This is a genomic window from Corynebacterium tuberculostearicum (assembly GCF_016894265.1).
In the GTDB taxonomy this organism is placed as follows: Bacteria; Actinomycetota; Actinomycetes; order Mycobacteriales; family Mycobacteriaceae; genus Corynebacterium; species Corynebacterium tuberculostearicum_D.
In genome coordinates this window covers 2,419,382-2,433,864 of the sequence record NZ_CP069791.1, presented here as the reverse complement: position 1 = coordinate 2,433,864, position 14,483 = coordinate 2,419,382, and the positions used below count along the sequence as shown (strand labels likewise).

At 59.1% G+C, this 14,483-nt stretch carries 13 protein-coding genes and 7 pseudogenes; 9 read left to right on the top strand and 11 right to left on the bottom strand.

Going from position 1 to position 14,483, the window contains the following annotated elements; all coding sequences use genetic code 11:
- From I6J28_RS11625 to I6J28_RS11920, 5 genes and pseudogenes are all read left to right on the top strand, one after another.
- Positions 1–352, top strand: a pseudogene (locus I6J28_RS11625) (adenosine deaminase); the annotation flags it as partial.
- 11 nt (positions 353–363) lie between these two features.
- Positions 364–1,075, top strand: a pseudogene (locus I6J28_RS12045) (type 1 glutamine amidotransferase domain-containing protein).
- Positions 1,036–1,518: a hypothetical protein gene (locus tag I6J28_RS11855; protein WP_239454615.1), complete on the top strand. Its 483-nt coding sequence runs from the start codon at positions 1,036–1,038 to the stop codon at positions 1,516–1,518. The pseudogene I6J28_RS12045 and the gene I6J28_RS11855 overlap by 40 nt, the downstream one beginning before the upstream one ends.
- A gap of 98 nt (positions 1,519–1,616) precedes the next feature.
- Positions 1,617–1,712 (top strand): hypothetical protein, encoded by a 96-nt coding sequence (locus I6J28_RS11925; RefSeq protein ID WP_343287597.1) that lies wholly within the window; start codon positions 1,617–1,619, stop codon positions 1,710–1,712.
- Between the two features lie 58 nt (positions 1,713–1,770).
- A complete protein-coding gene (locus I6J28_RS11920; protein WP_275431228.1) occupies positions 1,771–2,031 on the top strand; it encodes an alpha/beta hydrolase fold domain-containing protein in 261 nt (86 codons plus the stop codon).
- 509 nt (positions 2,032–2,540) lie between these two features.
- On the opposite strand, the gene I6J28_RS11850 is transcribed toward I6J28_RS11920, so the two are convergent.
- Together I6J28_RS11850 and I6J28_RS11605 are read right to left on the bottom strand one after the other, a co-directional pair.
- Entirely contained in the window at positions 2,541–3,251 is a 711-nt protein-coding gene (locus tag I6J28_RS11850; protein WP_239454614.1) for a hypothetical protein, read from the bottom strand.
- A 379-nt stretch (positions 3,252–3,630) separates the two neighbouring features.
- The gene (locus I6J28_RS11605) at positions 3,631–4,383 is read right to left on the bottom strand and encodes a C40 family peptidase (RefSeq protein WP_204610065.1); all 753 of its coding nucleotides are present in this window, start codon (positions 4,381–4,383) and stop codon (positions 3,631–3,633) included.
- 537 nt (positions 4,384–4,920) lie between these two features.
- On the opposite strand from I6J28_RS11605, the pseudogene upp reads away from it, so the two are divergent.
- The 4 pseudogenes from upp to I6J28_RS11585 all read left to right on the top strand — a co-directional run.
- A pseudogene (upp, locus tag I6J28_RS11600) lies at positions 4,921–5,547 on the top strand (uracil phosphoribosyltransferase); the annotation flags it as partial.
- A 66-nt stretch (positions 5,548–5,613) separates the two neighbouring features.
- Positions 5,614–5,841: pseudogene (locus I6J28_RS11595) on the top strand (helix-turn-helix domain-containing protein); the annotation flags it as partial.
- Between the two features lie 220 nt (positions 5,842–6,061).
- Positions 6,062–7,248, top strand: a pseudogene (locus tag I6J28_RS11590) (amidohydrolase).
- Between the two features lie 69 nt (positions 7,249–7,317).
- Positions 7,318–8,754, top strand: a pseudogene (locus I6J28_RS11585) (NAD(P)H-quinone dehydrogenase).
- 216 nt (positions 8,755–8,970) lie between these two features.
- On the opposite strand, the gene I6J28_RS11580 reads toward I6J28_RS11585, so the two are convergent.
- From I6J28_RS11580 to I6J28_RS11545, 9 genes and pseudogenes are all read right to left on the bottom strand, one after another.
- Positions 8,971–9,552: a transglycosylase gene (locus I6J28_RS11580; protein WP_239454613.1), complete on the bottom strand. Its 582-nt coding sequence runs from the start codon at positions 9,550–9,552 to the stop codon at positions 8,971–8,973.
- A gap of 2 nt (positions 9,553–9,554) precedes the next feature.
- A complete protein-coding gene (locus tag I6J28_RS11845; protein ID WP_239454612.1) occupies positions 9,555–9,770 on the bottom strand; it encodes a hypothetical protein in 216 nt (71 codons plus the stop codon).
- Between the two features lie 228 nt (positions 9,771–9,998).
- The gene (locus I6J28_RS11840) at positions 9,999–10,406 is read right to left on the bottom strand and encodes an ATP-binding cassette domain-containing protein (protein ID WP_275431215.1); all 408 of its coding nucleotides are present in this window, start codon (positions 10,404–10,406) and stop codon (positions 9,999–10,001) included.
- Positions 10,393–10,761 (bottom strand): GntR family transcriptional regulator, encoded by a 369-nt coding sequence (locus I6J28_RS11570; RefSeq protein WP_204610063.1) that lies wholly within the window; start codon positions 10,759–10,761, stop codon positions 10,393–10,395. The genes I6J28_RS11840 and I6J28_RS11570 overlap by 14 nt, the downstream gene beginning before the upstream one ends.
- A gap of 58 nt (positions 10,762–10,819) precedes the next feature.
- The gene (locus tag I6J28_RS11565; RefSeq protein WP_204610062.1) at positions 10,820–11,611 is read right to left on the bottom strand and encodes a hypothetical protein; all 792 of its coding nucleotides are present in this window, start codon (positions 11,609–11,611) and stop codon (positions 10,820–10,822) included.
- Positions 11,584–11,838 (bottom strand): hypothetical protein, encoded by a 255-nt coding sequence (locus I6J28_RS11560; protein ID WP_204610060.1) that lies wholly within the window; start codon positions 11,836–11,838, stop codon positions 11,584–11,586. Before I6J28_RS11560 ends, I6J28_RS11565 begins: the two co-directional genes overlap by 28 nt.
- A gap of 636 nt (positions 11,839–12,474) precedes the next feature.
- On the bottom strand, positions 12,475–12,651 hold the full coding sequence (locus I6J28_RS11555) for a hypothetical protein (protein ID WP_204610058.1): 177 nt from the start codon (positions 12,649–12,651) through the stop codon (positions 12,475–12,477).
- Between the two features lie 843 nt (positions 12,652–13,494).
- Positions 13,495–13,965, bottom strand: a pseudogene (locus I6J28_RS11935) (ATP-binding cassette domain-containing protein).
- Positions 13,966–14,048: 83 nt separating this feature from the next.
- The gene (locus I6J28_RS11545; protein ID WP_204610056.1) at positions 14,049–14,441 is read right to left on the bottom strand and encodes a peptidase inhibitor family I36 protein; all 393 of its coding nucleotides are present in this window, start codon (positions 14,439–14,441) and stop codon (positions 14,049–14,051) included.
- Between the last annotated feature and the right edge of the window lie 42 nt (positions 14,442–14,483).

Below are 14,483 nucleotides of genomic sequence, written 5' to 3'. Positions count from 1 at the left end.
CCGCGACCGCCATATCCCCCTGGTCTTTACCCCACTGGAGGAGGCCGAGGAGCTGACCGACCACCCACTGCCACTGCTGCAGCAGCTGGGCTTTACCTGCGCGATTTCCTCAGGCGAGACTACCTTGACTAAGCAGTTCCTCGCGCTGAGTGAGACCTTTGGCTATGGGCTAGAGGAATTTTTTCGATCTCACCGTCAAAGCGGTGGAGAATTCCTTCGCTGACCAGGAATTACGGCAGCATCTGCTAGAAACGGTTATCCTGCCAGCATACGAGAACTTTCAGACCCCGAGCTGGCAGGCCCAGACACTGAAGAGTCTTTGGCAGACGCCGCTGAAGAAACTACTGACTAAAGGAGAATTACATGCCTTCCGTACTTTTTGTTGTTACCGCCGCTGAGGAATGGACCCTGGCCGATGGCACCAAGCGCCCGACCGGTTATTGGGCCGAGGAGCTTATTGCCCCGCCCGCGTCTTCCAAGGCGCAGGCTGGGATATTCACTTCGCCACCCGGGTGCGAAGGCTCCGTGGTAGATGAGTACAGCCTTGAGGTACTGCCCGATAACGTGCGCATGGCGCAGGAGAATTACTTGGCGGAGTTGGGCGTGGCGCTGGAGAACCCGATGAACCTGGCCGATGTCAATGAGGAAGACTATGACCTCATTTTCTACCCAGGCGGCCATGGCCCGATGGAGGATCTGGCCTATGACCAGGATTCGCGAAGCTGCTGCAGGCTCGCATGGATTCCGGCCGCGCGCTCGGCCTCGTTTGCCACGCCCGGCAGCGATGCTGGCAGTGGATAACGAGAACTGGCCGTTCAAGCGCTACAAGATGACCGCCTTTAGCAATGCCGAGGAAGGCGAGGAGATGGTCGCTGCCGCTAAGTGGGCGCTGGAGACCCGCCTGCGCGAGCTCGGCGCGGATTACCAGGAAACCGATCCGATGTCCCCGAACGTCATCGTGGATCGCAACCTGTACACCGGCCAGAACCCGGCTTCCTCTGAGCCGCTGGCACAGCGTATCCTGCGCGATTCTAAATGCGCGTTTCGCGAGTTCTCAAGGCCGGGGCTGCCCTGACCGGTGTGGTCGGGGTAGCGGGCATGGCGGCGTATGCCTCAGCCGCCGGCCGTACCTGCGCGAGGTGGCACGGGTCTGCGCAGCCCGATTTTGTACCTTCCTATGCACCGCTTGCCGACGCCACCTTTGCCCGCGCCAGCCGCTTCTTTGCCAGCATCGATTTCTCCCGTCCGGTGCGGCACGCGGTGGATATTACGGAGTTTTCCGCTTCCTTCGACGGCCACGCCTTTAGCGCCCGCGTGCTTACCCCACGCGGCGATGCTCAGGGCACAGCCACCGCTGGGCCCGCGCCCTGTGGTGGTGTGGACGCACGGCGGCGGCCATCTATCGGTGGCCCGGCCATGTATGACCCGCAAAATGCCCGCATGGCGTCCGAGCTCGGTGCCATCGTGGTGGCCCCGCGCTACCAAATCCACCCAGGAGCCGTTCCCCGCGGACCATGATGAGTGCTACGCCGCGCTGCGCTGGGTGCAAGAAAACGGCGATAAGCTGGGCGTGATACTCGCGCATCGCGGTCGCCGGCGATAGCGCCGGTGGTGGCTTGGCCGCGGGCTTGGTTCAGCGGGCCTTTGATGAGGGACATCCGGTCCGCGCGCTCGGCTTGGTCTATCCATGTGGATCACCGCACGACGGATAAGTCCGGTGCGGTGGGCCAATTCATCTGGACGGCGGGCCCGAACCGCGGCGCGTGGTCGATGTACCTGGGAGATGACCATCTGGATGTTGACCTGCCGCCCTATGCTTCGCCGGCCACGAGCAGTGATCTTTCCGGCCTGCCGCCAACGTGGATCGGGGTTGGTGGCATCGACCTTTTCTGCGATGAATCCGTGGCCTTTGCCCAAGCCTCGACGCCGCGGTGTAGACACCACCCTCGACGTGGGCCGGCGCCTATCACGGCTTCGACCAGATTAAACCCAAGGCGCCACAATCGCGCGAGCTTATCGACGCCCTCATGACCACCTCCGCGCCACCTCTAAAGTCACGTACTAGGGGAGGACGATCGATGAAATACAACACGCACGTGTCGTGGTCGTATTTTTCGTTCAGCCTGATTGTTCTCGGCTGATATTGGGCGGGGTCTTTGGGATAGGTACCCTGGGCCGCTCCATTGTTGGCCTCAGCGCTTTGTCGTGTGGCTGATTTTCGATAAATACATGCGCGACCGGACCCGGAGCCGACGCCACGAGAAGAAGCAGCGGGCGATTAAACGCAAAAGCCGCCCCGTCTCCGTCCAGCTGCTGTGCAGTGGGGGCAGAGGCTAGGCGGCGGATGCCACGCGCGGACCGGGGCCGCGCGAACCGTACGGGTTTAGAACTGGAGAAGCGCTTGATGAGCATATCTTCCAAGCCCTTCCAGGACTCAGCGTGCTCGTTGTACGGCTTAGAAGGAACGTAGCCGGCGTGCTCGGTGGAGCCGAGCATGTAGCCCAAGTAGTCCTGCAGGCGGGTGAGCCAGCATATAGGAGTTAATGGAATCGTCGCCGGCCCAGTCGGGGCATCGGCGCATACCTCATAGCACGCGCCATCTGATCGGAATCGACGGCCTCTGGGCCCTTTTCGATATCACGCACGATGCCGTTGAAGGAGTACTGATTATCCGGGTGGACCTGAACTTCTAGCTCGCCGGCATTAGCGGCGGCGACAACCTCTTCCCAGGTGGATACGCGGGCTAGGTCGTGGTCATCGTTGTCAATGATCCAGCGCACAGGGTCTTCGGGAGTCGAAGGTGAAGATCTCGCCCCACTTGCCCAAGAAGATGGGCTTGCCGTCAGGTAGGTGCGCAGGGTGTAGACGGACTTGGACTGCGCGGTGATCTTGATGGGATCGATGCCGGCGGCGGCCCACGGGGAATTATCGTACGGGTCAGCGGCCTCGGCGGCGGCCTTGCGCTTCTCCTCGGCTTCCTTGGCCGCTGCAGCGGAGGCGGCAGCAGAAGAAGAGATGCGCTCCTTAGCATCGGAGACCTTGGCCGCATCAAAGTCATCGCTGGAGACCACGCGGACGTGCTCATCAGGTCCTCGATGACCTTCTTCCAGTTGCCGGCGATGACGTGGCCCACGCCGGACCAGTCGCTCATGCCTGTTCGCCGGAGTAGTGTCGGCGCCGCGGGAGACATTGCGCAGGATGGAGTGGGAGGCGAGAAGATGGTGGTGGCTCTGCACCAGCGACGTCGGCAAGCGCGGAGGCCATCTCAGGCTGCGGGCCACCGTGGATACGTTCTGGTGGCCCGGGCGACCAGCAGTGCCTCCGGCATGCCGATGAGGTCATACTCATCGCGCTTAGCCGGGGTGACGCGGTCCGCATCGCGGCCGGCAAAACTGGTTCACCTGCGGGTTGGTCCAGCAAATCGTGCTTGGTGCCAGACTCACGAAGCACAGCAGCTCGGCGGGTGAGTTAAAGGCTAGGACGGCCTCGTCGTCGCCCAAAAAGGCCTGCCACTCGGAGCCATGTTGGCGCCACTTGGGTGCCCAGAGGGTATAAAAATCGCCTCGGTCAGCGAGAGCTTTACAGGTACAATTGCGCGGGTGCTCATGGCGTTTTAGTCTACCCAACGCCCTAAGCAGTGCGCGAGAGCGCACGGCCTAGGCTGTGGGGCGCCAAAAGCTTTGAATTGCATGCCATATTCGTGGTGCGCAGTGGGTTGGTTTGCACCGGATCACCGGCCTCCACGATTTCGCCATTGCCGGAATACATTGCCACGTGCCCATCCCATACCACCAGGTCACAGGCTGGAGTGGTCTGCGCTGACTTGCTGGCCCACCGCTTGTTGATCCGCGGTGCGGGGTAAGTCCACCCGGCCTGCGAATAGGCCCATTGGGTAAGTCCCGAACAATCAAACCCGCCATTTCCGGTACCGCCCCATACATAGGGCTGGCCCACTTGGCTCTTCGCGGCGGCGACGGCAGCCTGACCGGCGGCCGAACCTCCTTCGGCCGAGGGCTCTGGTGTGGGCGAGGCAGAGTGAGCCTCATTCGCCGTGGCATCGGCTCCAGCGCCTACCGCGGATTGTTCCGGAAGGGCAGTGGGATTTTGGGAGATGGTGGGGTGTACGGGGGCGTCGGCAAGCGCGGAGCGCACCGGCCGCTGCGCTACCGGATGCAAAGACTGAGCGGCCGCGCTGAGATCACCCATCAAGCGCTGCACGCGAGCAGTAGCCATGCCCAGGTGCTGGGAGACAAGCGCACGCAGCTTGGCCATAGCCGCGGCGCGCGCGGACGGGTCCAAGGAGAGGAAGCCCAGCGCGGTGGGCAGGGCCCGGCGCACTAGCTGTGTGGCGATACCCACCAGGTCCCGGATGGTGCCCGCCACTAAGGTGCGGGCCTGTCCGAGCGCGGCAGAAATGGTTGCATTATCGAGATCGATACTTTTGCCGATTCGAGTAGGGGAGCGGATTGCCGTGGGCGATAGCGGCCAAAGGCTCGGCGGCGGAAAGATCCGGCACACGAGGAAGCTCAACTTCCGGAAGCTGCGCCGGTTGCATGGTGGCAATCTGCTTAGCGCGGTATCGAGCATCTACATCGCCGCCCCAAGGTGCTGGCCTAGCGAGGCATCGGTGTCTTCTGCTCGCGCGACATCTGGAAACCGGAGTGGGCAACCTGCCCCATATCGTTGCGCAGCACGCTCATGCGCGCGCCCACATATCGAGCGCGGCATGCACCGCCTCGTTGAAAGCGGTGAATGCGGAATCTTCAGGCAAAACGGGATGGGGCGGATTCTCCCTTGGGACTGGGCGTGCAGGTCGCGGGCGAGGTGGCGGGCATAGTCAGTATCGATCGTGAAAGGTCTCATGCCCTATTGGACTGCCCGATGGCCCATTTGGTTCCCAAAAAGTTTAAAGTGGTGGTCATGGACATCCACGTAGTAGACCACCCGCTTGCCGCCTCCCGCCTTACCTCATGCGCGATGCGCGCAGCGATAACTCCGCTTTCCGCGCCGCCCTGAAAGACTTGGGCGCCATGCTTGTCTATGAAGCATCCCGCAACCTTGCCGTGGAGAACTTCGACTGCGCCACCCCGGTTTCTACCGCACAGGGCACCCGCCTGCAGGACCCGCCTATCATCGTGCCGATCATCCGCGCCGGGCTGGGCATGGTGGACCGGCCCTGTCCATGATTCCGGATGCGCAGGGGGCTTTATCGGTTATGGCGCGCAACGAAGAGAGCATGAGCCGGTGCCGTACCTGGAGGCATTGCCGGAGGACCTGACCGGCCGCACGGTGTTCGTGGTGGATCCAATGCTGGCCACCGGTGGTTCCCTGCTGCACGCATTGCGCCTGCTTTGCCGATCGTGGCGCCACCGATATCACCGCATCTGCATGGTCTCGGCGCAGCGGGTGTGGATGCGCTGGCTGAATCCGATCTGCCGGTGCGCCTAGTTACCGCCGCTATCGATCCTTCGCTCAACGAGGATGCTTATATCGTGCCGGGCTTGGGCGATGCGGCGACCGCCTCTACGGTCGCGCAATATCGACTTTAAGGTAATCTTCTCCCTGGAAAGGCGACCGCACTTTCCAGGGGGAGAATATGAGTTCATTCATCTAATGTGGTCGAGCTACGGCCACGGATTTTCGCAACAATTGCGGCGGGTGCGACAGCGTCGGGGGATTTCGCAGCAGGCGCTGGCGGAGATTTCTGGGGTCTCTCGCAGCCAAATTTCTAATCTGGAGCGCAACGAAAATGGCGTGCACGCCATGGCCGATCCGCAGCTGTCTACGGTATATAAGCTGGCCTTGGCTCTAGAAATCCCGCCGGCGGTACTGCTGCCGGCCGGGGGACGTGGTGGAAGGGCACTTGGCTGATTCCGCGGTGGTCGTCGCCGAGGACGTCGCGCCTTTCCCGCGGGGATACGTGGACCGGCGTAGGTTTGCTGCCACGTGGAATGGCGCCTTGAGCTAGCGCACCCCGCATTACCACCTGAGTTACTGAACCACATGGTCTAGTTGTAGACTTTGCACCCAGACGTATTTCAACGACAGGGAAGGCACGCGGATGATCTCGGAATTCATCAACGAGTGGTTCAATGCCCACCGTGCGGAGGTCATCGCGTGGCGGCGCCATATCCACCGCCACCGGAAACCGCGAACCAAGAGGTGGAAACCACCAACTTCCTAGCCACCGTCTTGCAGGACTATGGTCTGGAGCCACAGCGCTTCCCACAGACCGGTCTCATGGTCGACATCGGCCCCGATACGGAGCTAGGCCGGCTGGCCTTCCGCGCCGATATCGATGCCCTGCCAGTCACCGAGGTCACCGGCCTGGAATATACCTCCGAGGTTCCCGGCAAGATGCATGCTTGCGGCCACGATGTGCATACGACCGTGGCGCTGGGCCTGGCCTGCGCATTGGCGGATTTTCAGCGCGTCCACGACCTGCCGCTGGGTATTCGAGTCATCTTCCAACGGCCGAGGAAGTATGGGTCGGCGGCGCAACCGACGTTATCGAATGGGGCGCGCTGGAAGGTGTGCATTCCATTTTTGCCATCCACGCCGAGCCCAAGCTGCGCGTGGGGCGCATCGGTATCCGCGCCGGGGCTATCACTTCTGCTACCGACGTGGTGGAGCTCAATATCAAGGGCCCAGGCGGGCATACCTCCCGGCCGCACCTGTCGGCCGACGTTGTGTATGCCCTAGGAAAGGTCATTACCGAACTGCCCGCGCTGCTCTCGCGCCGCGTTGACCCGCGTACCGGCACCGTTTTGGTCTTTGGCCAGGTCAATTCTGGCTATGCGCCCAATGCCATTCCGGAGACTGGCAGCCTAACCGGCACCATGCGCACGGCCGATATTGGCATCTGGCGCGATATGCAAAGCCTCTTTACCGAGCTGGTGGATCAAATCCTTGCGCGGTAGGCGTAGAGCACGAGCTGACCTATAACCGGGGTGTTCCGCCGGTGCTTAACGACGACGTCGCCACCGCCCTGCTTGCCTCCGCCGCCCAATCCATCGACCCGCAGGCCGTCGTACAGGCCCCGCAGTCCTCCGGCGGCGAGGACTTTTCTTGGTACCTAGAAAAGGTCCCGGTTCCATGGCGCGGCTTGGCTGCTGGTCCGGCGAAGGCGAGCAGCATGACCTGCACATGGGCGATCTTATCGTCGACGAGCGGGCCATAGGCGTGGGCATCAAACTCTTCGGCGCCGTGGTTGAGCAGTTCATAGGGGAGAACGCGGAGACAGACTAACGCGCTGAAAGGTTCTACACGTTAAACTCGTAGGCGACTTTAAAGTGGAGCCGATAAAGGAGCAAGTGCGTGTTGAACCAGACCAAGCGAATCGTCATCATCGGCGGTGGCCCAGCAGGCTATGAGGCCGCGTTGGCAGGCGCCAAATAGGCGCCAATATGGTGCAGAAATCACCATTATTGAAGACCAAGGCATGGGCGGTAATAGCGTTATCTTGGACTGCGTTCCTTCCAAGTCCTTTATCGCCGGCGCCAATATTAAGACCGACCTGCGCCGCGCCGAGGATATGAAGCTCAACGAGGGCATTGGCCAAGCCGACCTATCGCTCACCGCGCTAAATAAGCGTGTGCTGGACCTGGCAAGCAACCAGTCCTCCGATATCCGCGCCACGGTGGAATCCCTAGGCGCTCGCGTTATCGATGGCCGTGGTTACTTCCCAGAGGATCAGGAAGCCGATGCCTTCGGCGGCCACAAGGTTACCGCCGTATTTAACGAGGACGGCCACGAGGAAACCATCGACGCTGACTCGTCCTGGTAGCTACCGGCGCGACCCCACGCATTCTGCCGGGCGCGCAGCCAGACGGCGAGCGCATCCTCACCTGGCAGCAGGTATACAACCTCACCGAGCTTCCTGAGCACCTCATCGTCGTCGGCTCTGGCGTGACCGGCGCCGAGTTCGTCTCCGCCTTCGCTGAGCTGGGCGTGAAGGTCACCATGGTTGCCTCCCGTGACCGCATCTTGCCGCATGACGACGCCGACGCGGCCGACGTCCTCGAGACCGTGCTGAGCGAGCGCGGTGTGGAACTGGAAAAGAATTGCCGCGTGGAAACCGTTAACCGCACCGAGGACGGCAACGTCCTGGTCACCACGCAGGACGGCCGCGAAATCACCGGCTCCCACGTCATTATGTCCATCGGCTCCATCCCGAATACCCAGGACCTCAAGCTGGAGAATGTCGGCGTAGAAACCGCCAAGTCCGGCCACATTCAGGTCGACCGCGTCTCCCGCACCAATATCGCCGGCATCTACGCCGCGGGCGACTGCTCCGACCTTTTCCCGCTGGCTTCCGTCGCCGCAATGCAGGGCCGCGTGGCCATGTACCACGCCTTGGGTGAGGGCGTGTCCCCGCTGCGCCTGAAGACCGTGGCCAACGCCGTCTTCACGCGCCCAGAGATCGCAGCCGTAGGCTTTACCCAGGCAGAAATCGAGGCCGGTGAGGTCGCCGCCCGCACCATCACCATGCCGCTGAACACCAACCCGCGTGCGAAGATGCGCTCGCTGCAGCACGGCTTTGTCAAGCTCTTCTGCCGCGCCACCTCCGGACGAGTTATTGGCGGCGTCATCGTCGCGCCGACCGCCTCCGAGCTCATCCTGCCTATCGCCATGGCCGTAACCAACCAGCTCACAGTGAACCAGCTGGCCGACTCCTTCGCCGTATACCCGTCCCTGTCGGGCACCATCACCGAGGCTGCGCGACGCCTCGTTGCCCACGACGATCTGGAGTAAACCACACCGTCTCCGCCTCAAGCACAGAGGCAGCGTATGACAAGAATTTCCCCGGCTCCAGAGACTGCAGTCTTCTTGGAGGCGGGGGAATCGGTGCATTTAACACCGGGGCAGGTTAAGGCTGGATGCGCCGCGCAATGAAGTGGATGCCAGCCGAGCAAATGACGATGCTTAAGCCCGTGAAGAAGAATAGGCCGGGCCAGGGGGCGCCAATTCTCATTTCCCGAAAGCCTCGATAAGGGTAATCAGGAGACCATTTGCTAGAGCAAGGCCCACAATAATGCCGATGATGAACAGAATCCGCGCTAGGAGGGAGCTTTGATTGGCGCTACTTACCACCGACCCTATGAGCGCGCCAATATATCCGACCAGCAGGTGACCGCAGGCGAAGCTGCCGTACGTGGCTATGTAGCTAAGAATGGGACGTGTGCCGAATACGCTGGAGGTAACAACCCAGGAAGGAAAAATATCGTCCCCGCCCTGCCGTGCGATGTAATAGATAGCCCAGGCTACAGCACCGAAACTAAGTGAGCCTAACCACAATGTTGCATGCATGCTGGCGAGCCATTTGCGAGGTCTTATTCCTAAACCGCGCAAAGCACGATACTCGGTTGCAGCGAAAGCGCAGTAGATTCCCCAGAGAAGGATCGCTACAAAGTCCCAGTAAAACCCTGCTGGACCCACTGCCGAGGAGTCATTCCTCAATAAGTAGGGCAGGGCCCACAGCAACACGACGATGATGCTTATGACGATGAGCGCCTTGGTGGCGTTGAGATTAAAGGTCTTGAGTGTCTGCATGGCTAGGACTCCTCTTGTGGGGTGCGGGCGGATTCGTGGGCGCGGGAGACAAGGGAATCAATGAGTTGGCCGTCGTCGAGGTAGGAGACGGTGACCTGGGCGGCGGCTGCGGTATCGGCAGGGAACGGGGCCGGGCACCAGGCGTGCACCTTGGATGTGGAGCCAAGGGAGGAATGGTGGAGGGGGAGGGCGTCGGCAAGCGCGAGTGCTTGCTCCACGTCTTTGGTGCTGCCGCTAAGCACGGGGTAGTGCGGCCGTTGGGATTCCAGGTCGGTGGGTTTATGACCGTGCCGTCGTGCACGGTAATGACGTGGTCAACCAGACCGACGAGGTCCTCGGCGCGGTGAGAAGAAAGCACCAGCAGCCAGTCCGGGGTGCCGGAGGCGTGGGCGATAATGAGCTCGCGCAAGCGCGTGCGCGTCGGCGCGTCCAGGCCGTTGAAAGGCTCATCGAGGAGGGGACCGGCGTGCGCGCAGCAGGGCAGTGGCACAGGCAACCAGTTGGCGCTGGCCGGTGCTCAAGGTGCGGTTCTTGTTGCGCTTATCGACGCCCACCTTATCCAACAACTCCCCCGCATACCCCACGTCGAATCCCTCGCGCACGTGCTGTGCAGCGCGCAGGTGCTGGGCCACGGTGGAACCGGCGAGCAAGATATCGGCGCCGGTGCGCGCAATCGCCACCTGCGAGCTATCGATGCTGCCCTTTGCGGGCAGGAACCCGGCCACTGTGCGCAGGAGTGTGGTCTTGCCCGCGCCATTGGGCCCGATTAGCCCATACATGCCGGCGGTGAGCTCCAGGTGTGGCACGTGCAGGCGGCGCTTGCAGCTGACATTGTGCATCTTAAGGTGCGTCATGATGGTCTCCTTCGGCTTCGATGAGGTCGGCGATATCGCTGGCGCTTAAGCCCAGCGCGGCTCCTTCTTTGAGAAGCGGAACGATGAAGTCTTCCCTAAGGGCTTCTTGGCGTTGGTGGCGGACCTTGTTGCGCGCGCTTTCGCGCACGAACATGCCCAAACCGCGCCGCTTTTCCAGCAGGCCTTCCTCGAAGAGGACGGTTAGTGCCTTTGCGGAGGTAGTTGGGTTAACGGAGTGGAAAGCCGAAAGCTCATTGGTGCTGGGGGCGCGTTCGCCCTCGGCGAGCTCACCGGAAATAATCATGTCCCTGATCCCTCCTGCTAGTTGCTGATAAATGGGCCGGGTATCGCTCATGGTGCGGCCTCTCGTACATGCGGCATGTGATTCCTTCCGTGGTGTATGGGTTTACCACCTATGTGGGTAACCATATAACGAAGGGAGACCCACCGTCAATGAGACTTGTGACCGCGGACCGAGTGGAGAGGTGATTAGTGCCGGTGAAGGTGTTTTGTTGAATGAATGCTCCGAATAGGGTGCCCGCTAGGACTGAAATGATGGTGAAGCCCATTGCTGTCCAATCGACTGCGAACAGGAAGCCATCACCGAGCAAGAAGCTATATGCTGCTAACGGGGCGAGACCGCTGAAGACTCCGATGAGCAGGGAACTTAGGCAGATAATCGCTATGGCCCAAGAAAGCGATTTGAGGCTCCAATCACGGCGCAGACCCAAGTGGAAAAAGGTGGTGTGCAGTGTGTTCATACTGGTATTTAGTCCACGCGCAATCACAAAGGATATAGCGATTGCAGAAAGCAGAGCTGCTGTAAGGCTGATGTAGAACGATAAGGGGGTCTCGCTTTCATAGCCTTTGGAAAGCTGGATATCCTCAGGTATACCAAGATAATTAGCGATTTCTGGCACTCGTTCTGCCTTTTGGGCGGATAATCCGTCGAATATCCATAGGGTTGAAGTGCTAGGAATTTCAAGACTTTGTGCGGTGCTGTTTAGCACCACACCGCCAACTTGTTTCTCCCAGTAGTTTCCAAAAGAACCCTCTTGGGCATCGAGCGTGTGCGATTTTTCGTTTGAATCGGTGATCTGTGTGTGAGAGTCATCTATAAGTTTCTTGTCGCGGACAAGGACACCACCGGCTTCAAGGGTTTGCCTTTCGTCGGAGGTTAGCGTTTCGTCGTAAGCCTTTCCCAACTCTTGGCATCCTGCACGGAAAGAATGCCAAAAGTTCCCGATACATCAGGAGTCATCGGCAACACTGCGGAAAGCTGCTGTGCAGAAATGGGTTCGGGCAAGTCACCTTGGGATACTAATGAATTCTGTGCAGCTTCTCTCGCAGAATCCATTTCATTTGGCAGGGTCAAGATTGCTTGGTCGGGCGCGACAATTGGTGCGTAGGATTCAGCTTCTGAGGCGGTCATACTAGCGGCCAGGTTGCTGCTGAAGATTGCTATCCCTGCTGTACTGGACAATAGGACTACTCCAATTAGCGGAAGAAAACGGTGCGAACTTAGAAAGCGACGGGCCAGGTGACTCGGTGACGTTGGGGAATCGCTTTTAATAGAAATAGTACAGCGAGCGTCAACGCTATCGCGAGCGCTAACGTAGGGATTGGAGCAAGAGTTGTGAAAATTCCGGGCCGACTACCCCAGCGAACAATACGGTTGCTAGTGCTATGGCGCACAGTGCCGGGATAGCCCCGGCTGAAGCTCGCTTCCATTTAGCAGAAAGTTGATGTTCCGCAAGGTTGGGTTTTTGGAACCCGGATCGGTAATGCAGTTGTCAGTGCGCTGAAGATCGGGGGAAGAAGGCGGATGCTAAAAGCAACCCGCACCATTTCCAGGGGAGGACGAAATCTCGGCCAGGCACGGACCCAACTCTGCTAGATGGGTTTTAAAGAGGTGAGGAAAAAGCGTACCGGTGACAATAGCGCACACTGAAATTGAAAGGACTAGAAAAAGGATCTGTACGTGGAAGATAGCCCACAACTTCTTCCTGGATATTCCGAGTTGATGTAGAGGGTGGCTGGGGCTTCGAGCGCGCGCCTTTGCATGCAGTTAGGAAGGCTGAGAAAAATAGAGGTAAGAGAAACGCAAAAATTCCGAAGAAAAACGAGTATTCATCAAGAAGGCTTTTGGAGGCTGATTCTCCAGCGATTGCCTTGAGAGGTAGGACAGTTTCACTGCTTCTCTGGCGCTGAACTCGGCATTGTCTACGTGAGCAATGCGATCCATTGTCTTTTCTAGTTCTTCTTGGTCGAAGACTGGTTATCTAAAAGCATTGGGCGCGCCCCAGCACTAGATGGGGATGAAGGAGTGGTGCTGAGATCCCATGTGCCAGGCGCTGCGTACACGGCGGTTGCGGTCGGCACATATTTACTGGTAACGGTGCCGACCACGTTAATCTCCAGGTTGCTACTAAAGGCACTGACCCTGATTCCTCGGAAAGACGCTAGCTGTGGTTGCGATAATTTCCCCCGGAGAGGTTGGCCACCGACCTGATTCCAAAGTTAAACCGTAGCTGGGCCCTTGGCTTCCCAATCACCCTCCGAATATGTCATTCGGTGATCGGGGTCAGTATCCACGTAGAAGTCTTGCGATACAAGTTCACGGGAGAACGCTTGGGATCTGACGGTGCGGATAGGCAATCGTCGATATTGTCGCCTAAGGAAAGTGAAACAGGGCGCGTCTGCTCGCTGGTGGTTATCGCCTAGGTTCGATGCGACGTGTTGTTCGGCGGACATTGTCATAAGCATCGCACTCGTGGCTGTAGCGGCAAGGAGGAGAATGCTGAGAGCAGCTAGTGCGTACATGAGACGCACTTTGGGCTGTCCTTTAATGATTTTGGATAGAAGTTGGCTAACCAAGTGACTCCTCCGCCTCCTCTGCATTGTGTAGAAGGCCGTCGATCAAGGTGAAAGATCGGGTGCAATAGTCCAGAACGATCGGGTCATGGGAAGCAGTGATGATGGTGTTCCCTGACTGGCGAGTTTTCTAAACAGTGCAAAAACGCTTCGCGAGTTTGTTGATCCAAAGCGGCAGAAGGCTCGTCTGCTAGTAGGATCGACCGGTTTCCGCTCAACGCACGGGCAATACGACCCGCTGGCATTGGCCGCGGGACAATTCGTCGGGATATCGGGTCTCTAGTCCCTCGAGACCTACTTGTTCTAAGAGGGATTCAGCCGCCGTTCGAGAATCTACAGGCTTGTATCCTGCTGCTGATAGGACGAGTTGCACGTTTTCGGCGGCGGTCAGCTCAGGAATGATGAGATCGGATTGGTGGACAATGCAATAATCTCCTGCGCAGACGAAGCAATTCCTTTTCAGAAGCGGTATCTACTTTGACCCGCTAACCGTGACTGAGCCCGAGTCGATGGAGATTAAGCCGGAAAGCATGTCCAAAAAAGTGGTTTTCCCTGAACCGCTTTTGCCGGAGATTGCAATGAAGTCTCCCTGTGCGGCTTTTAATGAAACTCCCTTGAGTGCGTGAGTCGCCTTAGGGCCAACGCCGAGTGTTTTATGAACTTGGTGAATGTGAATTTGGGTCATTTAGTTCTGAAATATTGAAGCTGGGAAGAAAGATGATTGTCATCCTTCTTCCCAGTTAACGGATGTCTACTTAGCAGCCCCGATTAGTGCGCCACGAGGTAAGGGGTCGTTGCTCCACCAGCCCACATAATTGTTATGGAGAATGGCGTCATGGTGTGCCACTTGCCGCCGCCGTTGGCGTGCTGGTACCAGGCAGCATGGCCTCCAGTGTTATTGATCCACGATGACATCTTGTCATTGGCGTTGCGCGAAACGTTCATGATTCCGATTCCGGGGCCACGGGAACCTAGGAAACCGCCGAAGTTCGCTTCGTTGAAAATGCACACTAGGCCTCCACCGCATTCACCTGCGGAGGCACTGGCTGCTGGTACGGCGATTCCGCTCAGTGCTGCGATGGCTACGCTGGCTGTAGCGAGTTCTTTATTGTCATTTTCTCTCCTTGTTAGAGATTGGCGGAACGTGCGCTGGGTGCGCAAAACGAAAGTAACACCTTGCATATAAATATGCATTAATAAAGA

Bases quoted from the DNA above. Each gene is read 5' to 3' on its own strand.
- I6J28_RS11580 (WP_239454613.1), bottom strand. From the start codon at position 9,552: ATGCAGACACTCAAGACCTTTAATCTCAACGCCACCAAGGCGCTCATC.
- I6J28_RS11570 (WP_204610063.1), bottom strand. From the start codon at position 10,761: ATGAGCGATACCCGGCCCATTTATCAGCAACTAGCAGGAGGGATCAGG.
- I6J28_RS11920 (WP_275431228.1), top strand. From the start codon at position 1,771: ATGTACCTGGGAGATGACCATCTGGATGTTGACCTGCCGCCCTATGCT.
- I6J28_RS11855 (WP_239454615.1), top strand. From the start codon at position 1,036: ATGCGCGTTTCGCGAGTTCTCAAGGCCGGGGCTGCCCTGACCGGTGTG.
- I6J28_RS11840 (WP_275431215.1), bottom strand. From the start codon at position 10,406: ATGACGCACCTTAAGATGCACAATGTCAGCTGCAAGCGCCGCCTGCAC.
- I6J28_RS11560 (WP_204610060.1), bottom strand. From the start codon at position 11,838: ATGACCGCCTCAGAAGCTGAATCCTACGCACCAATTGTCGCGCCCGAC.
- I6J28_RS11555 (WP_204610058.1), bottom strand. From the start codon at position 12,651: ATGGATCGCATTGCTCACGTAGACAATGCCGAGTTCAGCGCCAGAGAA.